The following is a 20,141-nucleotide window of genomic DNA, read 5'->3' as shown; positions in this document are numbered from 1 at the left end:
TCCTTCATTCGACCGCGATGGTGAGCGGCCTGATGGATGGGGGTATGTGCGCCGTCGACAAGGGCGGCATCGGCGGAGTCTAAGCGAGTCCGCCGTCAAGGAACAACGCTCAGCATCGCACCGTGGTTCCTGACCTCGCGAGCCCCCTCGCCGTCACGCCCCGAACAGGTCCCCTTGTCCGATTCCACCGGTTGACGACCGGGGTGGCGTGAGGCCGAGATGCGCCCATGCCGCCGGTGTCGCCACGCGTCCGCGGGGCGTACGGGCCAGCAGTCCCTCGCGGACGAGGAAGGGCTCGGCGACCTCCTCGACGGTCTCCCGCTCCTCCCCGACGGCCACGGCGAGCGTGGAGAGACCGACGGGGCCGCCGCCGAAGAGCTTCAGAAGGGCTTCGAGGACGCCTCGGTCGAGGCGGTCGAGGCCGCGGCTGTCCACCTCGTACACGGCGAGGGCGGCCTCGGCGATGTCCCGGGTGATGACGCCGTCGGCCTTCACCTGGGCGTAGTCGCGGACCCGGCGCAGCAGGCGGTTGGCGATACGGGGCGTGCCCCGGGAGCGGCCGGCGATCTCGGCGGCGCCCTCCGTGCCGATCTCCACGTCGAGCAGGTGCGCGGAGCGGTGGATGACGCGCTCCAGCTCGGCCGGCTCGTAGAACTCCATGTGGGCGGTGAAGCCGAAGCGGTCGCGCAGCGGTGGCGGCAGCAGGCCCGCGCGCGTGGTGGCGCCGACGAGCGTGAAGGGCGGCAGCTCGAGCGGGATGGCGGTGGCGCCGGGCCCCTTGCCGACGATGACGTCGACGCGGAAGTCCTCCATCGCCATGTACAGCATCTCCTCGGCGGGCCTCGACATGCGGTGGATCTCGTCGAGGAAGAGGACCTCGCCCTCCTGGAGGGAGGAGAGGATCGCCGCGAGGTCGCCCGCGTGCTGGATGGCGGGGCCGCTGGTGATGCGGATCGGGGCCTCCATCTCGGCGGCGATGATCATCGAGAGGGTGGTCTTGCCCAGGCCGGGGGCTCCGGAGAGCAGCACGTGGTCGGCGGTGGCGCCACGCGCTCGTGCGGCACGCAGGACGAGGTCGAGCTGTTCCCTGACCTTTTCCTGGCCGATGAACTCGTCGAGGTCCTTGGGGCGCAGGGCGGCCTCGACGGCCTGCTCCTCATGGTCGGCGGACGCGCCGACGAGCCGCTCGGCGGTGGCGTCGTCGGTCGTGTCGTCCCAGTTCATTCGGTGTGCCTCGCGGTGTAGTGGGTCCGGGTCGTACGAGCGTGGGCGGGGCGTGCCCCGTAGGGGCGCGGGGAACGGCGCGACCAGCCACGACGGACCCGCAGCTGCACGGCAGTCTCCAGCGGGGTTCAGCGCGCCCGGTTGAGACTCTGCAGCGCGGCCTTCAACAACTGACCGACCTGCGGGGCCTCGGTGGCCTCCGCCTGCGGCGCCACCGCGGAGACCGCCTCGTCGGCCTCCCTCGTCGCATACCCCAGCCCGATCAGCGCGGCGTGCAACTGCTCGCGCCAGCCGGTGGCGACGGGCCTGCCGAGGGCCGGGCCGCCGGTGCCGAGGGGCTCGCCGAGGCGGTCCTTGAACTCCAGGAGGAGCTTCTGGGCGCCCTTCTTGCCGATGCCGGGGACGGCGGTGAGAGCCTTCTCGTCCCCCGTGGACACCGCGCGGCGCAGGGCGTCGGGGCTGTGCACGGCGAGCATGGCCTGGGCCAGGCGCGGGCCCACGCCGGTCGCCGTCTGCAGCAGCTCGAAGGTCTGGCGCTCGTCGTCGTCCGCGAAGCCGTACAGGGTCAGCGAGTCCTCACGGACGACCAGGGAGGTGGCGAGCCTGGCCTCCTTGCCCATGCGCAGCCCGGAGAGCGTGGTGGGCGTGCACTGGACGGCGATGCCGATGCCGCCCACCTCGACCACCGCCGAGTCGGGGGCGAGGGCGGCGACCGGGCCGCTGACGAAGGCGATCATCGGGTGACCTTCCGGCTGGAGACCTGGGCCTGGCGGTGGGCGGCCTGTGCCTGCTGGAGGCGGTTCACGGCCGGGGCGCGCCAGATGTGGCAGATGGCGAGAGCGAGGGCGTCGGCCGCGTCGGCGGGCTTGGGGGGCGCGTCGAGCCGGAGCAGCCGGGTGACCATGGCGCCGACCTGTGCCTTGTCGGCGCGACCGCTGCCGGTGACGGCGGCCTTGACCTCGCTGGGGGTGTGCAGGGCGACGGGGAGGCCGCGCCGGGCGGCGCAGAGCATCGCGACCGCGCTGGCCTGGGCCGTGCCCATCACCGTACGGACGTTGTGCTGGCTGAACACGCGCTCCACGGCGACGAATTCGGGCTGGTGCTCGTCCAGCCACCGCTCGATGCCCTGCTCGATGGCGACGAGCCGCTGTCCCAACTCCGCGTCCGCGGGCGTGCGTACGACGCCGACGCCGAGCATGGTGAGCGGCCGGCCCGCCACGCCCTCGACGACTCCGACTCCGCACCGGGTCAACCCGGGGTCGACGCCCAGTACCCGCATGCGGCCCCCTCCTTCGACGTCCTTCGTTTCCCGGCCGCCGGGAGATGCCCCCAGCTCGAGCAGGCTATCGGGTGGCACCGACAACCCCGTCGCCGACGCCCCGGCCGGCAGAGCGACGGGCCGACGGAGTGTGTCCCGTCGGCCCGTTGAGCCCGTGGCGCCGATGCCGTGGCGCTCGCGATGGCGTTACGCGTCGACCTTCTCCATGACCTCGTCGCTCACGTCGAAGTTGGCGAAGACGTTCTGCACGTCGTCGCTGTCCTCGAGGGCGTCGATGAGCTTGAAGATCTTCCTGGCGCCCTCCTCGTCCAGTTCGACCTGCATGGTCGGGACGAAGTTGGCGTCGGCCGAGTCGTAGTCGATCCCGGCGTCCTGGAGCGCGGTGCGCACCGCGACCAGATCGGTGGCCTCGGAGATGACCTCGAAGGACTCACCGAGATCGTTGACCTCCTCGGCGCCCGCGTCGAGCACGGCGCCCAGCACGTCGTCCTCGGACAGCTCGCCCTTGGGGACGATGACGACGCCCTTGCGGTGGAACAGGTACGAGACGGAACCCGGGTCGGCCATCGAGCCGCCGTTGCGGGTCATCGCGACGCGGACGTCGGAGGCGGCACGGTTGCGGTTGTCCGTCAGGCACTCGATGAGCACCGCGACACCGTTCGGGCCGTAGCCCTCATACATGATCGTCTCGTAGTCGGCGCCACCGGCTTCGAGGCCGGCGCCGCGCTTGACCGCGGAGTCGATGTTCTTGTTCGGGACCGAGCTCTTCTTGGCCTTCTGGATGGCGTCGAACAGCGTCGGGTTGCCGGACACGTCGGCGCCGCCCGTGCGGGCCGCGACCTCGATGTTCTTGATCATCTTCGCGAAGAGCTTGCCGCGCTTGGCATCGATCACGGCCTTCTTGTGCTTCGTCGTAGCCCATTTAGAGTGGCCGGACATCTGCCTGTCTCCTTCGCGTAACCCATCCAGATACGAACGCCAGAGATCCTACAAGGACTCCGCCGCCCGGTTCGCGCGCACCATGTCGACGAACAGGGAGTGCACGCGGTGGTCGCCGGTCAGCTCCGGGTGGAACGACGTGGCGAGCGCGTTGCCCTGGCGGACGGCGACGATGTGGCCGCCGTGCTCCGCCAGTACCTCGGCCCCGGCGCCCACCGACTCGACCCAGGGGGCCCTGATGAAGAGGCCCTCCACAGCATCGCCCGCGACGCCCTTCACGTCGACCGCCGCTTCGAAGGATTCGTTCTGCCGTCCGAAGGCGTTGCGGCGCACGATCATGTCGATGCCGCCGATGGTCTCCTGCCCCGAGCGCGGGTCGAGGATCTTGTCGGCGAGCATGATCATGCCCGCACAGCTGCCGTAGACGGGCATGCCGTCGCGCACGCGCGCGCGAAGGGGCTCCATCAGGCCGAAGAGGACGGCCAGTTTGGAGATGGTGGTGGACTCGCCGCCGGGGACGACCAGTCCGTCCACCTCGGCGAGTTCCTCGGGGCGCCGCACCGGCCTGGCCACGGCGTCCGCCGCGGCCAGGGCGATGAGGTGCTCCCGTACGTCCCCCTGGAGGGCCAGGACGCCTATGACGGGGGTGTTGCTCATCTGCGTTGTGCCTGCCTCGTGTACGTGATGCCCTGAAGAGGGTGCCTACCAGCCGCGGTTCGCGTAGCGCTCCGCCTCGGGGAGGGTGTCGCAGTTGATGCCGACCATGGCCTCGCCCAGGTTCCGGGAGGCGTCCGCGATGATCTTCGGGTCGTCGTAGAAGGTGGTGGCCTTCACGATGGCGGCGGCGCGCTTGGCGGGGTCACCGGACTTGAAGATGCCGGAGCCGACGAAGACGCCCTCGGCGCCGAGCTGACGCATCAGGGCGGCGTCGGCGGGGGTGGCGACACCACCGGCGGAGAAGAGGACCACCGGGAGTTTGCCCAGCTCGGAGACCTCCTTGACCAGCTCGTAGGGGGCGCGCAGCTCCTTGGCGGCGGCGTACAGCTCGTTGTTGTCGTAGCCGCGCAGCCGGGCGATCTCGTTCTTGATCTGGCGCAGGTGGCGGACGGCCTCGACGACGTTGCCGGTGCCGGCCTCGCCCTTGGAGCGGATCATGGCCGCGCCCTCCGCGATGCGGCGCAGGGCCTCGCCCAGGTTGGTGGCGCCACAGACGAAGGGGGTCGTGAAGGCGAACTTGTCCGAGTGGTTGACCTCGTCGGCGGGCGTCAGCACCTCGGACTCGTCGATGTAGTCGACGCCGAGGGACTGCAGGACCTGGGCCTCCACGAAGTGACCGATGCGCGACTTGGCCATCACCGGGATGGAGACGGCCTCGATGATGCCCTCGATCATGTCCGGGTCGGACATGCGCGCCACGCCGCCGTCCTTGCGGATGTCGGCCGGGACCCGCTCCAGGGCCATCACGGCCACGGCGCCCGCGTCCTCGGCGATCTTCGCCTGATCCGGCGTGACGACGTCCATGATCACGCCGCCCTTGAGCTGCTCGGCCATGCCGCGCTTCACGCGCGCGGTGCCGGTGGCCGGGGTGTCGGTGGGCTGGGCGGGGTGGGAGAGGGTGCTGGACACGGGTTGACCTCGCTCGGTGAAAGAGGGTTTCTGCAAACACCGAGGAAACGCCCGTGGACCAGGCCACAGCAAGGGCCAATGGGGAGGCGGTGGCTCATTTTCCGGTCCCCTGGACGCGTTTCCCGTGGTCAGTGGCCTTGACCGGGGTCCACGCGCGCGCGTGGCCTACGTTCCCGGACGGTCCGCGAGGGCGACCGGAGCCTCGTCGTCCATTTCGAAGGCCAGCGGGAAGGGCGCGTGTCCGGCCAGCCGGAACCAGCGCACCGTGCGGTGGCGGCGCAGCGCGCGGGCCGCCCGTACGGCGTCGTTGTGGAAGCGCCTGGCCATCGGGACCCGGCGGACCGCCTGGGCGAGTTCGCGCGCCGCGTCCTCGCCGCCCGGGGCCGCCTGGACCGCCTCGACCTGCTCGGTCTCTCCGAAGACGGCCCGCAGTGCCTGGCTGAGGTCGCTCTCGGCGACCTCTCTGTGGTCCTCCTCGGCCTGCCGGGCCGCGTGCGCCGCCTCGTAGAGCACGATCGAAGCGGCCGGATCGAGCACTCCGGAGGTGGCCAGTTCCTGCGCCACCGAGGCACGCCGCAGGAGCTGTGCGTCGAGCGCGGCGCGCGCGGCGTCGATCCGCGAGTGCAGCCGGTCGAGACGGCCCGCCGTCCAGCTCAGGTAGAGGCCGATCGCCACCAGGGCGACCACGATCCAGATCAGTGTGGAGGTCACGGGCGCACACGCTACCCGTGTGGCCGGCGCCGTCTGACGTGGCGTCGCCCCCGATACGGCGCCCGCGGCGCCGCCCAGGAGGCCGCGGGAGTCACCGGGGGCGGCCGGTTCCGGGTTCCGGGTGCGGGCCCGGTGAGGGCCGGCCGCGCAGTTCCCCGCGCCCCTGAGAAGTCGGCTTCGCCGTGCTTCTCAGCCCGTCCGGCCTTTGAGGACGAGCGCGTTCAGCGCGATGCGGGGGCCTGAGGGCGGCAGCCCCCAGGCCCGTCAGTCCCGTGCCAGCCCGAAGCGGGCCAGCAGGCCGCCCGGTTCCGCCAGGTCGTCCGCGGCGGCGACCGCCGCGGCGCCGTCGGTGACCGTCTCGTACACGGACAGGATGTCCGCCCCGACCGTCGACCAGTCGAAGCGCCGGACATGCGCGCTGCCCCGCTCGCGCAGTTCCGCGCGCCGCCCGGGATCACCGAGGAGCCGTAGCGCCGCGACGGCCAGCGCGTCCGCGTCCTCGTTGGCGAACAGCTCTCCGGCCGCGCCCTTGTCGAGGACCTGGGCGAACGCGTCGAGGTCGGAGGCGAGCACGGGCGCGCCCGCCGACATGGCCTCGACCAGGATGATCCCGAAGCTCTCGCCGCCGGTGTTCGGTGCGACGTACACGTCGACGCTCCGCAGGAAACGGGCCTTGTCCTCGTCGCTCACCATGCCGAGGAACTCCACGCGCGAGCGCAGTTCCGCGGGGAGCTTCTCGACGGCCTCCTCCTCGTCACCGCGCCCGGCGACCAGCAGCCGGGTCGCCGGCCGCTCGGCGAGGATCTTCGGCAGGGCCTTCATGAGGACCGGCAGGCCCTTGCGGGGCTCGTCGATCCGGCCGACGAACCCGATCGTGTCGCCCTGCCACTCGGCCCTGGGCTCGGCCTTCGCGAAGAAGTCCACGTCGACGCCGTTCGGAATGACCACGGCGTCACCGCCCAGGTGCTCGACGAGCGTGCGCCGCGCGTACTCGCTCACCGCGATCCGCGCCCTGATCTTCTCCAGGGCGGGCTGCAGGATCGGGTACGCGGCGATCATCGCCCGGGACCGCGGGTTCGACGTGTGGAAGGTGGCGACGATCGGCCCCTGCGCGGCCCAGCAGGCCAGCAGGCCGAGGGAGGGCGAGGCCGGCTCGTGGATGTGGATGACGTCGAACGTGCCGTCGTGCAGCCAGCGCCGCACCCGAGCGGCCGACAGGAACCCGAAGTTGAGGCGCGCGACCGACCCGTTGTACGGCACGGGCACGGCACGGCCGGCCGAGACGACGTACGGCGGGAGCGGGGTCTCGTCGTCGGCGGGCGCGAGGACGGACACGTGGTGCCCGAGAGCGATGAGGTGGTCCGCCAGGTCCCGGATGTGGAACTGGACTCCCCCGGGAACGTCCCAGGAGTACGGGCAGACGATGCCGATCCTCACGGCCGCTCCCCTGGGCGCTGCCCGTCGTCCGCTGCGGGCAGGGGTTCCCCGCCTGCCGCCTCAGCGGCGGACGTCCCTTCGGCCGGCCCGGAGCGGGGCTCCAGGTCGGCGAGCCACAGGCGTTGCAGCATGTGCCAGTCCTCCGGATGGTCGGCGATACCCGAGGCGAAGGCATCGGCCAGCGCCTGCGTCATGACAGACGTCTTCTCGGCCCGGGTACCTGACTCGGGGACGTTGACGGGCGGATGGACACGGCCGCGCATCACGGGCGAGTCGTCGTACCAGAGCGTCACCGGCAGCAGCAGCGCGCCGGTCTGCTGGGCGAGCAGCGCCGGACCGGCGGGCATCCGGGTCGTGTCCCCGAAGAAGGTGACCTCGACGCCGGAGGCGGACAGGTCACGCTCGGCGACCAGGCAGACCAGGCCGCCGTCGCGCAGCCGCCGGGCCAGCGTGCCGAACGCGGTGCCCCCGCTGTGCGGCAGCACCTCCATGCCGAGGCCTTCGCGGTACGACACGAACCGGTCGTACAGCTTCTCCGGCTTGAGTCGCTCGGCGACCGTCGTGAACGGCGTCTCCAGCTTGGTGGTGACCCAGGCACCCGCGAGGTCCCAGTTGCCCAGGTGCGGCAGCGCGAGGATGACGCCCTTGCCCGCCGCGAGCCCCTCGGTCAGATAGTGGAGATCCTTCCCTTCGAAGCCGTTCCTGATGCGCTCCTTGCTCCAGGCGGGCAGCCGGAACGACTCCATCCAGTAGCGCAGATACGAGCGCATGCCCGCGCGGGAGAGCTCGGCGAGCCGCTCCGGGCTCGCGTCGGGCAGCACGCGCGCGTAGTTGGATTCGAGGCGCCGTACGCCCTTGCCGCGCCGCTTCCAGGCGATGTCGGCGATGGTCCGGCCGAGGCGCACGGCCACGGGTTCGGGGAGCTTCTTGACCGCCCCCCAGCCCGCGGCGTACGCCGCGTACGACAGATGGTCCCGCAGACCGCTCACGAGGTGGCCTCGCTGCTCCGCGGGGTGCCCTCCGGCGGGGCGGCGACCGTGGTGTCGGTGGCCGCGTCGGCCTCGGCGGCCTCCCTGCGCACGGTGACGACGCGCTGGATCAGCGTGACGACACTGCCGACGGCGACGATCCACAGCGCGATCGGCAGCAGGATGTCGATGCCGGGCACCCCGAACGTCTTGTGGAAGCCCGCCAGACCGGCCGCGACCAGCGAGATCACCAGGCGTTCGGCGCGCTCGACGAGGCCGTTGACGGCGACGGGCAGACCGATCGACTCGCCCCGGGCCTTGGTGTACGACACCACCTGGCCGCTGGCCAGGCAGAAGATCGAGACGGCGCACAGGACGGTGTTGTCACCGCCGCCCGCGTACCAGAGGGCGAACCCGCCGAAGATCGCACTGTCGGCGACCCGGTCGAGCGTCGAGTCCAGGAAGGCGCCCCAGCGGCTGGAGCGGCCCAGCTGGCGCGCCATGTTGCCGTCGACCATGTCCGAGAACACGAAGAGCGTGATGACGATCGTGCCCCAGAAGAGCTCGCCCCGGGGGAAGAAGACCAGTGCTCCCGCGATGACTCCGGCCGTGCCCAGGATGGTGACCGTGTCGGGGCTCACCCCCCGGCGGATGAGAAACGCGGCGAACGGTGTGAGGACACGCGTGAAGAATGCACGCGCGTACTTGTTCAGCATGGCCTTCCCGAGGGTCGGTGTGGCCGCGCGGCCCCTGCTGGCCACCGGCTGGCCCATCGTAGTCACGCGTGCGCGTGTGCGACGGTCGGGCACCCGCGCCCCGGGTCACGTCCTGGTGACATCCGGGGGACGGCACGATCGCGTCCGTCGTATGGACGCACCGTGACACGAGTGCAAAGCTCGAAGACACCGCGGGCGTCATCGGAGCCGCCATACGCGGATCCGCCCGCCCGCGCCCACAGTGACCTCACCGTGCACGGGAGGCAAGTCCATGGGCGACAAGGCGAACGCACATCCCGGAGCCGCCGGCAGGGCTACGGCGGCCGACCACCCCGCGTCCGTACGGAATGTGGTGCTGGTCGGCCACAGCGGATCGGGCAAGACGACTTTGGTGGAGGCTCTCGCGCTGACGGCGGGAGCGGTGAACAGGGCGGGCCGCGTGGAGGACGGCGGCACCGTGTCCGACTACGACGAGATCGAGCACCGGCAGCAGCGTTCGGTGCAGCTCTCCCTGGTACCTCTCGACTGGGACGGGTACAAGATCAATGTCCTGGACACTCCCGGATACGCCGATTTCGTCGGCGAGTTGAGGGCCGGTCTGCGAGCGGCGGACGCGGCCCTCTTCGTCGTCTCGGCCTCGGACGGGGTGGACGGCTCGACACGCATGGTGTGGGAGGAGTGCGCGGCGGTCGGCATGCCGCGGGCCATCGTGGTGACGCACCTGGAGTCGGCCCGGGCCGACTTCGACGAGATGACACGGATCTGCGCGCAGGCCTTCGGCGCCGACGACCCCGATGCCGTACTGCCGCTGTACCTGCCGCTGCACGGCCCCCCGGGGCCGGACGGGCACGCGCCGGTCACAGGGCTGATCGGGCTGCTCTCGCAGCGGCTGTTCGACTACTCCTCCGGTGAGCGCAAGGAGTCCGAGCCGGGCCCCGAGGAGTTGCCGCTCATCGAGACGGCCCGCAACCGGCTGATCGAGGGGATCATCTCGGAGAGCGAGGACGAGACCCTCATGGACCGCTATCTCGGCGGCGAGGAGATCGATTTCGGGACACTCGTGCAGGACCTGGAACGGGCCGTGGCACGCGGTGTCTTCCACCCGGTGCTCGCCGCCGCGCCCGCGGCTCCGGGCGCCCGCCAGGGGCTGGGCACGGTGGAGCTCCTCGAGCTGGTCACGGGCGGATTCCCCACCCCGCTGGAGCGCGAGGCCCCGGTGGTCACCACCCCGGACGGCCGGGCGCGCCAGGTCAACGCCTGCGACCCGCACGGGCCGCTGGTCGCCGAGGTGGTGAAGACCGCCTCCGACCCGTATGTCGGCCGGGTCTCGATGGTCCGGGTGTTCTCCGGGACGCTGCGCCCCGACGAGACGGTGCACGTCTCCGGGCACGGGCTCGCCGACCGCGGTCACGAGGACCATGATGTCGACGAGCGCATCGGTGCCCTGTCGGCCCCGTTCGGCAAGCAGCAGCGCAGCCTCACGCACGCCATCGCGGGCGACCTGGCCTGCGTGGCCAAGCTGAGCCGCGCCGAGACCGGTGACACGCTCTCGGCCAAGGACGATCCGCTCCTCATGAAACCGTGGGAGATGCCCGACCCGCTCCTGCCCCTCGCCATCCAGGCGCACAGCAAGGCCGACGAGGACAAGCTCTCGCAGGGCCTGAGCCGGCTGGTCGCCGAGGACCCGACCATGCGTCTGGAACAGAACCAGAGCACCCACCAGGTCGTCCTGTGGTGCCTGGGCGAGGCCCACGCGGACGTCGCCCTGGAACGGCTGCGCAGCCGGTACGGCGTCCAGGTCGACGTCGTACCGCACAAGGTGTCCCTGCGGGAGACGTTCGCCGCCAGGTCGGCCGGGCGCGGCCGGCACGTGAAGCAGTCCGGCGGGCACGGGCAGTACGCGATCTGCGAGATCGAGGTGGAGCCACTGCCCGGCGGCTCGGGCATCGAGTTCGTCGACAAGGTGATCGGCGGGGCCGTACCGCGGCAGTTCATCCCGTCCGTCGAGAAGGGGGTGCGCGCCCAGGCCGCCAGGGGTGTGGCCGCCGGCTACCCGCTCATCGACGTGCGGATCACGCTGCGCGACGGCAAGGCGCACTCCGTGGACTCGTCGGACGCCGCGTTCCAGACCGCCGGCGCGCTCGCCCTGCGCGAGGCCGCGGCCGACGCGAAGATCCATCTCCTGGAGCCGGTCGCCGAGGTGACGGTCCTGGTGGGCGACGAGTACGTGGGTGCCGTGATGAGCGATCTGTCGGGCCGGCGCGGACGGGTCGTCGGCACCGAGCAGTCCGCCGGCAGCCGCACCCTCGTACGGGCCGAGGTGCCCGAGATCGAGATCGGGCGGTACGCGGTCGATCTGCGCTCCCTCTCGCACGGCACCGCACGGTTCGACCGCGCCTACGCCCGGCACGAGCCGATGCCACCGCAGTTGACCGACAGGATCCGTGAACAGGCCCAGGGCAATCCCTAGTTGATCTTCTGCCCCGGTCGGCGGACGGCTGTGGCCGTCCGCCGACGAATGTCGGCCGCTGCCGATACCCTGAGAACCTGATCAAGACGATGACCTGATCAACAGGTGTGCGGAGCACCGAAGTCGGGAAAAGCCGCAGGAGCGGAGCACGGCGGCGATGGGGGCGGCAGTGGCGGACGAGGGATTCGATTTCAGGCCCGGGGCACAGGTCCCGCTCTCGGGTTCCGCGGGACAGACGGCGGCGACGTTCGCCCTGGCCTCCGCGGCGTACCGGGACAGTCCCGTCGAGAAGATCCTCGATGCCAACAGCGAGTGGCACGAGTCGACGATCAAACCGGGCCGCAAATGGGCGACGATCTTCAAGCCCAACCTGGGCGAGGCGTTCTCGCGCGCCGTGCAGCTGCGGATGCTGGGGGGCGGCCGCAGTCCGCTCATCCAGTCGTTCGGCACGGAACCGCAGGTGGTCGTCGAGCACTGCCTGGCGGCGAACCGCATCCGCAAGGAGCGGGACAGCTGGCTCACGGCCGTGACGGTGCTGACCGGCCTGATCTTCCTGCCCGGTCTGCTCGTGTGGCTGCTGGTCTTCCAGATCCGACGGTCGGTCGCCAGGGCGGAGGACAAGCGGGCCGGGGTGCTCGCCACCACCGTCCTGGTCGGGGTGGGCGCCCTTGCGGTGCTCTTCCTTTTCAAGATGCCGTTCTCGGGTTTCTGGGCCTGGTACGCGCGTGCGGCGATCGTGGCACCCGTCATCGGCTGGCTCTGGGCGAAGCAGATCTGCGAGCGCACCGCCCATGATCTGCGGGATCGCTGGAGCAGTCTGCTGGCCGGTGGCGGCATCGGCGCCAAGATTCCCGAGGCGGTGCCCGGCAGCCCCGGCGAGACGGCGGCCGAGCGGCTGCGCCAGGGCCTGGCACGGCTCGGCGCCGAGCAGCAGTCGAACTCGGTCTTCTACGCGGGCCCCAAGGGAATACTGGGCATGGGCACGCGCTGGGGCAGCTGGCAGCTGGCCGAGGACCTGGTCCCGGCCGACTCCGGCAAGGAGATCCATCCGTTCCGCAGCTGGGACGTCATCCGGTCGATCCACGACCAGCTGCGCATGCTGGAGCGCGGCCCGCTGAACACCGGCGGTTTCCCGGCGCCTTCGATAAAGCACTGGGTCGTCACACCGATCGGTGAGAACGCCAAGGCGGTGTCCCGCCCGGGCGGCACCGACGTGGACGCGTACCAGGTCAAGTCGCACGCCATCCAGGAGATCTGCAACAAGCAGCAGTTCGGCAGCGGTGACCGCCACTACCTGGGGGTCCAGTGGACCCTCTGGGACGGCCAGTTGATCATCACCATGCTGATCACCGTGACCGTGCTGCACGAGACGCTGCGCATCGAGGTCACCGGCCATGCGCTGGGGCCCGTGCACTCCCTCTTCACCAGCGGGCCGGACGCCAAGGTGAAGCAGGTCGCCAAGACCGTCAGGTTCTGGGAGACCCGGACCCAGAAGCTGCCGCTGGTCGACGCGGACGAGGTGGTGCGGCTCGCGGTGCGCGCGCCCTTCACCTGGTATCCGCCGATCCTCGACTGGCTCGGCGGCAGCCTGGCCCTTCCCGAGCCCTTCGGTCTGCGTCACGCCTGGGCCGCCAAGCCGTGGCGTCACCGCTTCATGGCCGACGACGCCCTGCGCGCCGCGACCCCCGTACTGCGGGTGGTGCACACGGCCGCGATCCGCGTCCTGAACGACAACGGCGTGAACACCGAGAAGTTCGGCAACCGCTCGTCGTTCCTCAGCACGGCGGTCCAGGACGCCTCTCCGAGGAAGGCGGACCTCTACGACGCGTAGGCCCGCACCGCGCCCGGCAGCGCCGGCGCCCGGCCCCTCCGGCGGACGGCCCGTCGGCGGGGCTCAGGCCGAGGGCCAGGCCTCCGCGAGCATCTTCCGCGTGTCCGCGAGGAGTTGGGGCAGCACCCGCGTGTGCCCGACCACCGGCATGAAGTTCGTGTCGCCGCCCCAGCGGGGCACGAGGTGCTGGTGCAGGTGCGCGGCGATGCCGGCCCCGGCGACCGAGCCCTGGTTCATGCCGATGTTGAAGCCGTGCGCGCCGGAGGCGGTCCGCAGCGCGGTCATCGCCTGCTTGGTCAGCTCACCGAGCTCGGCGGTCTCCGGGACGGTCAGGTCGGTGTAGTCCGCGACGTGCCGGTAGGGCACGACCATCAGGTGCCCGCCGTTGTACGGGTAGAGGTTGAGCACCGCGTAGACCTGCTCACCGCGCTTGATGACAAGCCCGTCCTCGTCGGATTTCGCCGGGATCGAGCAGAAGGGGCAGCCGTCCTCGGCCCCGGGGCCGGTCGGCTTGTTCTCGCCCTGGATGTAGGCCATCCGGTGGGGCGTCCACAGGCGCTGGAACGCGTCCTGGGTGCCGACTCCGATCTGCTGCTCCGGCTCACTCGTCATGAGGTGCAGCATATTGCTTCGCCCGTTCGCGGCGTGTCGCCGGGTGCCGCGCGAAAGGGCCCCCGGCCAAGCTGAGGCGATGGACGACGACAGCCGCACGGCCCGCTGGGAGTACCGCACCGAGACGCCGCTCGCCGCCGCCTCGGCGCTCTTCCTCACCTCGTACGCGATCCGGGTCCTCGGTCACGGTCTGCCCGAGCCGTGGCGGAACGTCTGTCTCGCGGTGACCCTGGTGGCCTGGGCGGTGTTCGGCGTCGACTACGCCGTGCGCTGGCGGCTGAGCGGCCAGGGCCCCCGCTTCGTACGGACGCACTGGCTGGACACGGTCGTCCTGGCCCTGCCCCTGCTGCGTCCCCTGCGCGTCGTCAGGGTCTACGAGTCCGTCCAGCGCCGACGGGGCCGGCCGCGGCTCGCCCTGCACGCGCGTGTGATCACGTACGCCGGCCTGTCGGTGTCCCTGCTCGGCTTCGCGGGCGCGCTCGCCGTGTACCAGCAGGAGCACGCGGCGGCGGACGCGACGATCCGTACCTTCGGCGACGCGGTGTGGTGGACCTGCGCGACGCTCGCGACGGTGGGGTACGGCGACGTGGCTCCCGTGACGGCGGCGGGGCGGGTGATCGCGGTGGGGCTGATGGCCTGCGGGCTCGCCCTGCTCGGCGCCGTGACGGGGTCGTTCTCGTCCTGGCTGCTCCAGGTCTTCTCCAGTGAGGAGGACGAGAGGCCCCCGGGGAGCTGAACTCCCCGGGGGCCTGCGCGCGGACGGGTCAGACCTGCACCCGCTCCTCGACGACCTTCGCGATCTTCGCGATGGCCTCGTCGAGCGGGATGCCGTTCTCCTGGGAGCCGTCGCGGTAGCGGAAGGAGACGGCGCCGTTGGCCATGTCCTCGTCGCCCGCGATGACCATGAAGGGCACCTTCTGCTTCTGCGCGTTGCGGATCTTCTTCTGCATACGGTCGGAGGACGAGTCGACCTCGACCCGCAGCCCCTGCTTCTTCGCCTCGGCGGCGAACTTGTGCAGGTAGTCGATGTGCGCGTCACCGATCGGGATGCCGACCGCCTGGACGGGCGCCAGCCACGCCGGGAACGCGCCCGCGTAGTGCTCCAGCAGCACCGCGAAGAACCGCTCGATGGATCCGAACAACGCACGGTGGATCATGACCGGGCGCTGCTTGGAGCCGTCAGGCGAGGTGTACTCCAGCTCGAAGCGCTCCGGCAGGTTGAAGTCGAGCTGGATGGTCGACATCTGCCAGGTGCGGCCGATCGCGTCCTTGGTCTGGACGGAGATCTTCGGGCCGTAGAAGGCGGCGCCTCCCGGGTCGGGCACGAGAGGGAGGCCCTGCTTCTCGGCGACCTCGCGCAGGGTCTCGGTCGCCTCCTCCCAGACCTCGTCGGAGCCCACGAACTTCTCCGGGTCCTTGGTGGACAGCTCCAGGTAGAAGTCGGTGAGGCCGTAGTCGCGCAACAGGCCGAGGACGAAGGTGAGCGTCTTGTCGAGCTCCTCCGACATCTGCTCGCGGGTGCAGTAGATGTGCGCGTCGTCCTGGGTGAAGCCGCGCGCGCGGGTCAGGCCGTGCACCACGCCGGACTTCTCGTACCGGTACACGGTCCCGAACTCGAAGAGGCGCAGCGGCAGTTCACGGTAGGAGCGGCCGCGCGCGTCGAAGATCAGGTTGTGCATCGGGCAGTTCATGGGCTTGAGGTAGTAGTCCACGCCCTCGTCGAGCTGCATGGGCGGGTACATGCCGTCGGCGTACCAGTCCAGGTGGCCCGAGGTCTCGAAGAGCTTCCCCTTCGTCGCGTGCGGGGTGTAGACGAACTCGTAGCCCTCCTCCTCGTGGCGGCGGCGCGAGTAGTCCTCCATGACCCGGCGGATGATGCCGCCCTTGGGGTGGAAGACGGCGAGGCCGGAGCCGATCTGCTCGGGGATCGAGAACAGGTCGAGCTCGGAGCCCAGCTTGCGGTGGTCGCGCTTCTCGGCCTCGGCGAGGAACTCCAGGTGCGCCTTCAGCTCGTCCTTGGTCGGCCAGGCGGTGCCGTAGATGCGCTGGAGCATCGGGTTCTTCTCGCTGCCCCGCCAGTACGCGGCGGCGTTGCGCATGAGCTTGAACGCCGGGATGTTCCGGGTGGTGGGCAGGTGGGGACCGCGGCAGAGGTCCTTCCAGCACAGGTCGCCTGTCTTCGCGTCGAGGTTGTCGTAGATGGTCAGCTCGCCGCCGCCCACCTCGACGTCCGCGCCGTCGTCGGTGGAGGCCGAGCCCTTGATGCCGATGAGCTCCAGCTTGTAGGGCTCGCCGGCGAGCTCCTCGCGCGCGGCCTCGTCCGTGACGACGCGGCGCGAGAAGCGCTGGCCGCGCTTCTGGATCTCCTGCATCTTCTTCTCGACGGCCTTGAGGTCCTCGGGAGTGAACGGCCTCTCGACGTCGAAGTCGTAGTAGAAGCCGTCCTTGACCGGCGGGCCGATGCCCAGCTTGGCCTCGGGGAACAGCTCCTGCACGGCCTGCGCCATGACGTGCGCGGTGGAGTGCCGCAGAATGTTGAGACCGTCCTCGGAGGAGATCTCCACGCTCTCGACGGTCTCGCCGTCCCGCACCTCGTACGCGAGGTCCTTGAGCTCGCCGCCGACGCGGGCCGCGACGATGGTGCGCTCACCGGCGAAGAGCTCGGCCGCCGTAGTGCCCGTCGTCACCACGCGCTCTTCCCGCTCGGAATCGCGTTGGATGATCACACGGACGTCTGACACCGGACTCTCCTGCCTGAAGGGGACGCGCGCAGTCGTCTTCTCGCACGCGTAGTACTGGGGCGATCGTACCGAGCCCGGGGCACCCCTCGCGAAACAGTTGTCTCTCACCCGCCGCGCACCCGCGCGCGGCACCTTCAGTCCCCGCCGCACGCCTCCTCGAAGAAGGCCGCGATATCGGCGGTCGCCTGCAGCGACTTCATCAGCCGGTCCCGCTCCGCCTCGTCGACCTGCACGGGTACCACGCCGGACGCCCCCGTCAGCCGGCGGAATCCCCCGCGGCTCTCCAGCCGCCCGTGCACCCGCACCGGCAGCCCGACCAGATGGGCGTGCCCAGCGATCCGGTACGCCTCCTCGTCGAGGGTCATCCGTACGTGCGGGACCTCGACCCCGGCGATCACCCGCAGCCGTACGCTCCCGTCACCGCGCGGCCCGGACCTGCGCATCCGCACCACGGCTCCGGTGATCCGCACGGGCACGGACGGCTCCTCGCGCAGGTAGCGGGCCCCGGCCTCGCGTAGTGCGGGCAGATCGCCGGGCGAGAACTCGACGGGCTCGGCGGGTGCGGCGCATCCCTCGGGCACGCCGGCGGCGGGCGCCCACCTGACGGCGATCCTGGCTCCCTCCGTGCCCCGCACCAGCGCCACCAGTGCCTCGGTGAGCTCATGGCTCACCCCGGCCTCGACGGCGCCGTCGAAGGCGTCCATGCCGCCGGTGGCCCGCTGGTAGTCGACGGCCTCGCGGGCGGCGTACAGCGCCTGGTGGAGCCGGACGGCGAGCGGGCGGCCGGTGGCGACCGGTACGAAGGCGGTGAGCTGACGGCCACCGGTCGCGGCCCCGACCAGCACGTTGTCCAGGGATGCGGCGGCGGGTCTGCGATGGCGGGCGCCGTAGTACCCCGCCCGCGCACGCGCGGCGAGGGCTCCCGCGAGGAGCGTCTGCCGGGCCGCCGTGCGCAGTTGCTCCTCCACGGTCCACGGCGAGACGCCGACGGGACCCGTCGGCACATCGCGCCACCAGCGGATCTCGTCGCTGGGCACGGCGAGTTGCACCAGGACGTCACGGGCGGAGGGCGAACCGCTGCGGGACAGCGCGACGAGGGCCTCGCCCAGGAGGTCCTCGCTGTCAGGGAAGGCCCGGCTCTCCGGCACCAGCAGGCTGGTGCCGGAACCGCCGGGCCCGGGTGGGGTCCAGCGGCCGTACCGTCCCGGGGCCCCGCCGCGGCGCTGCCAGCCGTGCCGGTGCAGCAGCGCACCGAGAACGGCGGGGTCGACCTGGTCGGGCCGGGGCGGCCGGTCCCACGGATCCGGCGTCTCGGCGGGATGGGGCCTGACGGGGCGTAGTGGCTCGTCGATGGGGCGGTGCGTCACGGTCTGCCTCCCGTACCGACCCGCGTCATGATCTCGCAGAGCGCCCGGTCGTCGAAGACCCGCGAGGTCGGTATCCGCACGGTGGTCCTGCGCCGGCCGGTGATCCGGTGTCCGGCGAGGTTGATCCAGTAGCAGCAGTGCCGCAGATCGAGGCGGTCGTGGCCGGCGCGCAGCCAGTCGTCCTGTGACCTGGGCACGAGCATCACGACCAGGATTTTGTGCACCGAGACCGGGGTCCGGGCCAGCTTCTCCAGGTGGGCGTTGTCGAGCGTGAAGGAGAAGGCGGAACCCGGAGGGTTCGGCGGGATCTGGTACGTGCACTTGAGCTGCACCTTGATGGTGACTTCGTCGTCGACCGTGTGCCCGGGGGCGCTGTGGCTGACGTGCCAGTCGATGCCGTTGTCCGGAAAGGGCTGGGACAGGGAGCAGCCCGCCGCGGCCGCCACGGCGTGCAGATAGCCGACCTGCAGTGTCTCCATGCATGCCGTGGTGGCCAGTGAGCCGCGATGGGGTGCCGTCCGCCGGGGCAGCAGCCCGCCCTGCTCGGGCTGCGCGAGCGCCATGTCCAACAGCCTTCCGAATCAGGTGAATCCCCGCGACGGGCCGCTGAACTGCAAAGACCCGTACCTCTGTTGTCTCCTTCCGGCGTACGGCGCAAACAGCCCGGGTATCACAAAAAGGGCAGGGGACGGCGCGTCAACTGCCGAAGGTGATCGAGGAGTTGTATGCGTATGACGTGCTGGTACGAGGGCCCTCTGACCGCGTTCGACACCGAGACGACGGGTGTCGATGTGGAAACCGACCGGATCGTGTCGGCCGCCGTCGTCGTCCAGGACGCTCCCGGCAGCCGCCCGCGTGTGCGCCGCTGGCTGGTGAATCCGGGAGTTCCGGTGCCCGAGGGCGCCACGGCGATACACGGGCTGACGGATGAGCACCTGCGACGCAGCGGCCGCTGGCCGTCGCCGGTGATGGACGAGATAGTCAGGGAACTGGCCGAGCAGAGCGCGGCGGGACGTCCGCTCGTGGTGATGAACGCGCCCTTCGATCTGACGCTCCTGGACCGGGAGTTGCGCAGGCACCGGGCGTCCTCGCTGGACCACTGGTTCGAGACCGTGCCGTTGCGCGTCCTCGATCCGCGGGTCCTCGACAAGCACCTGGACCGCTACCGCAAGGGCCGTCGCACGCTGACGGACCTGTGCGCGCACTACGGCGTGGAGCTGCAGGGAGCCCATGACGCGGCGGCGGACGCGTTGGCCTCCCTGGAGGTCGTACGGGCGGTCGGGCGCCGTTTCGCGATCCGTCTGGAGCGGCTGTCGCCGGCCGAACTGCACACGCTGCAGGCCGTCTGGCACGCCGCGCAGGCCCGCGGCCTCCAGGCGTGGTTCGCCCGCAGCGGTACGGAGGAGTCGGTCGATCCGGCCTGGCCCCTGCGGCCCGATCTCCCGGCAGCGGCCTGAGCAGGCGCGACGCGCGGCGAGCAGGACGCGGCCATACAAAAAGCCGGTCCGTCTGTGACGGACCGGCCTTTCCCGGTGGGCGATACTGGGTTCGAACCAGTGACCTCTTCGGTGTGAACGAAGCGCTCTCCCACTGAGCTAATCGCCCGGGAACGCACCGAACAATACAGGTCTCCGTGCGTTTCCTTCAAACCGCTTCACGATGGTCCGGGGCGGCCGCCGTGAAGGTATGCGGCCAGCCCTCGCCGGCCCGCCCTCATCATCAGCGCGTGGTTGGCACGGAAGACGGCCCGTCCCGGCACGGCGAGCCGCCGCAGCAGCGGCTTGGTCACCCGGACCTCCTGGTCGTAGCGGGCGCGGGTGCCCGGCCCGTCGGTGGCGAGGGTCCAACGCGCCCAGCCGTCCACGTCGCCCGTCATCGCGATCTCCAGGACCCCGGCCGCCCGGTCCCGGCGCATTTCCCGGGCGGTGAACACCAGGTCGTACGGCAGTGCCGAGCGGATGCGGACGACACCGCTGAGCTCGTCCAGGGGCGTGACCTCGCGGACCTGCGGCCACCATCGCGGATAGCGTTCGGCGTCGGCCAGCGCGTCGTAGACGTCGGTGAGCGGGGCGGCGAGGTTCCACAGGCTGCGGAAGCGGTAGTGCGTCCAGTCCATGCGCTTCATGATCCGAGTCTGCCCGTCCGCAACGCGGTCGCGGAGATCTGAGTACGTCCTGAGTACGTGCGCTCATGCCCTGCGGCGTGACCTGAACCACACTC

19 protein-coding genes and 1 tRNA gene are annotated in these 20,141 nt (G+C 71.0%); 4 read left to right on the top strand and 16 right to left on the bottom strand.

The window, feature by feature from the left end:
- Positions 1-153: 153 nt before the first annotated feature.
- The 10 genes from ruvB to pgsA form a co-directional block, all read right to left on the bottom strand.
- On the bottom strand, positions 154-1,224 hold the full coding sequence (gene ruvB, locus O1Q96_RS14415; RefSeq protein ID WP_269248542.1) for a Holliday junction branch migration DNA helicase RuvB: 1,071 nt from the start codon (positions 1,222-1,224) through the stop codon (positions 154-156).
- A 128-nt stretch (positions 1,225-1,352) separates the two neighbouring features.
- Positions 1,353-1,961: a Holliday junction branch migration protein RuvA gene (gene ruvA, locus O1Q96_RS14410; protein WP_269248541.1), complete on the bottom strand. Its 609-nt coding sequence runs from the start codon at positions 1,959-1,961 to the stop codon at positions 1,353-1,355.
- Positions 1,958-2,503, bottom strand: coding sequence for a crossover junction endodeoxyribonuclease RuvC (gene ruvC / locus O1Q96_RS14405; protein WP_217454683.1), 546 nt, complete (start codon positions 2,501-2,503; stop codon positions 1,958-1,960). The genes ruvA and ruvC overlap by 4 nt, the downstream gene beginning before the upstream one ends.
- A 186-nt stretch (positions 2,504-2,689) precedes the next feature.
- A complete protein-coding gene (locus tag O1Q96_RS14400; protein WP_217454682.1) occupies positions 2,690-3,442 on the bottom strand; it encodes a YebC/PmpR family DNA-binding transcriptional regulator in 753 nt (250 codons plus the stop codon).
- A 48-nt stretch (positions 3,443-3,490) separates the two neighbouring features.
- A complete protein-coding gene (pdxT, locus tag O1Q96_RS14395; protein ID WP_269248540.1) occupies positions 3,491-4,099 on the bottom strand; it encodes a pyridoxal 5'-phosphate synthase glutaminase subunit PdxT in 609 nt (202 codons plus the stop codon).
- A 45-nt stretch (positions 4,100-4,144) separates the two neighbouring features.
- The gene (gene pdxS / locus O1Q96_RS14390; RefSeq protein WP_269248539.1) at positions 4,145-5,068 is read right to left on the bottom strand and encodes a pyridoxal 5'-phosphate synthase lyase subunit PdxS; all 924 of its coding nucleotides are present in this window, start codon (positions 5,066-5,068) and stop codon (positions 4,145-4,147) included.
- A 165-nt stretch (positions 5,069-5,233) separates the two neighbouring features.
- Positions 5,234-5,779: a LemA family protein gene (locus O1Q96_RS14385; protein ID WP_217454679.1), complete on the bottom strand. Its 546-nt coding sequence runs from the start codon at positions 5,777-5,779 to the stop codon at positions 5,234-5,236.
- A gap of 264 nt (positions 5,780-6,043) precedes the next feature.
- On the bottom strand, positions 6,044-7,216 hold the full coding sequence (locus O1Q96_RS14380; protein ID WP_269248538.1) for a glycosyltransferase family 4 protein: 1,173 nt from the start codon (positions 7,214-7,216) through the stop codon (positions 6,044-6,046).
- On the bottom strand, positions 7,213-8,196 hold the full coding sequence (locus O1Q96_RS14375) for a phosphatidylinositol mannoside acyltransferase (RefSeq protein WP_419587048.1): 984 nt from the start codon (positions 8,194-8,196) through the stop codon (positions 7,213-7,215). The genes O1Q96_RS14380 and O1Q96_RS14375 overlap by 4 nt, the downstream gene beginning before the upstream one ends.
- Positions 8,197-8,201: 5 nt before the next feature.
- Positions 8,202-8,957, bottom strand: a complete 756-nt coding sequence (gene pgsA / locus O1Q96_RS14370; RefSeq protein WP_269253598.1) for a phosphatidylinositol phosphate synthase — start codon at positions 8,955-8,957, stop codon at positions 8,202-8,204.
- 214 nt (positions 8,958-9,171) lie between these two features.
- Between pgsA and O1Q96_RS14365 the strand changes: the two genes are divergently transcribed.
- Both O1Q96_RS14365 and O1Q96_RS14360 read left to right on the top strand, forming a co-directional pair.
- Positions 9,172-11,370, top strand: a complete 2,199-nt coding sequence (locus O1Q96_RS14365; protein WP_269248536.1) for an elongation factor G-like protein EF-G2 — start codon at positions 9,172-9,174, stop codon at positions 11,368-11,370.
- 157 nt (positions 11,371-11,527) lie between these two features.
- The gene (locus O1Q96_RS14360; RefSeq protein WP_269248535.1) at positions 11,528-13,201 is read left to right on the top strand and encodes a hypothetical protein; all 1,674 of its coding nucleotides are present in this window, start codon (positions 11,528-11,530) and stop codon (positions 13,199-13,201) included.
- Between the two features lie 63 nt (positions 13,202-13,264).
- On the opposite strand, the gene O1Q96_RS14355 is transcribed toward O1Q96_RS14360, so the two are convergent.
- Positions 13,265-13,825 carry an HIT family protein gene (locus O1Q96_RS14355; RefSeq protein ID WP_269248534.1) on the bottom strand — a complete coding sequence of 187 codons (561 nt, stop codon included), beginning with the start codon at positions 13,823-13,825 and terminating at the stop codon, positions 13,265-13,267.
- Between the two features lie 67 nt (positions 13,826-13,892).
- Between O1Q96_RS14355 and O1Q96_RS14350 the strand changes: the two genes are divergently transcribed.
- On the top strand, positions 13,893-14,549 hold the full coding sequence (locus O1Q96_RS14350) for a potassium channel family protein (RefSeq protein ID WP_269248533.1): 657 nt from the start codon (positions 13,893-13,895) through the stop codon (positions 14,547-14,549).
- 28 nt (positions 14,550-14,577) lie between these two features.
- Here O1Q96_RS14350 and thrS read toward each other — a convergent pair whose 3' ends face one another.
- The 3 genes from thrS to O1Q96_RS14335 form a co-directional block, all read right to left on the bottom strand.
- On the bottom strand, positions 14,578-16,554 hold the full coding sequence (gene thrS / locus O1Q96_RS14345) for a threonine--tRNA ligase (protein WP_269248532.1): 1,977 nt from the start codon (positions 16,552-16,554) through the stop codon (positions 14,578-14,580).
- A gap of 134 nt (positions 16,555-16,688) precedes the next feature.
- A complete protein-coding gene (locus tag O1Q96_RS14340) occupies positions 16,689-17,921 on the bottom strand; it encodes a hypothetical protein (protein ID WP_269248531.1) in 1,233 nt (410 codons plus the stop codon).
- On the bottom strand, positions 17,918-18,484 hold the full coding sequence (locus tag O1Q96_RS14335; protein ID WP_217454670.1) for a DUF4365 domain-containing protein: 567 nt from the start codon (positions 18,482-18,484) through the stop codon (positions 17,918-17,920). Before O1Q96_RS14335 ends, O1Q96_RS14340 begins: the two co-directional genes overlap by 4 nt.
- A gap of 168 nt (positions 18,485-18,652) precedes the next feature.
- On the opposite strand from O1Q96_RS14335, the gene O1Q96_RS14330 reads away from it, so the two are divergent.
- Positions 18,653-19,378 (top strand): 3'-5' exonuclease, encoded by a 726-nt coding sequence (locus O1Q96_RS14330; protein ID WP_269253597.1) that lies wholly within the window; start codon positions 18,653-18,655, stop codon positions 19,376-19,378.
- Between the two features lie 76 nt (positions 19,379-19,454).
- Here the strand turns inward: O1Q96_RS14330 and O1Q96_RS14325 are convergent.
- Together O1Q96_RS14325 and O1Q96_RS14320 are read right to left on the bottom strand one after the other, a co-directional pair.
- A tRNA-Val gene (locus O1Q96_RS14325) sits at positions 19,455-19,526 on the bottom strand.
- A 49-nt stretch (positions 19,527-19,575) separates the two neighbouring features.
- Positions 19,576-20,037 (bottom strand): SRPBCC family protein, encoded by a 462-nt coding sequence (locus tag O1Q96_RS14320; protein WP_269253596.1) that lies wholly within the window; start codon positions 20,035-20,037, stop codon positions 19,576-19,578.
- Between the last annotated feature and the right edge of the window lie 104 nt (positions 20,038-20,141).

Origin of the sequence: Streptomyces aurantiacus (assembly GCF_027107535.1) — a bacterium.
In the GTDB taxonomy this organism is placed as follows: Bacteria; Actinomycetota; Actinomycetes; order Streptomycetales; family Streptomycetaceae; genus Streptomyces.
Note: the sequence above shows the minus strand (reverse complement) of the source record. Positions and strands in the feature narration are given on the sequence as shown.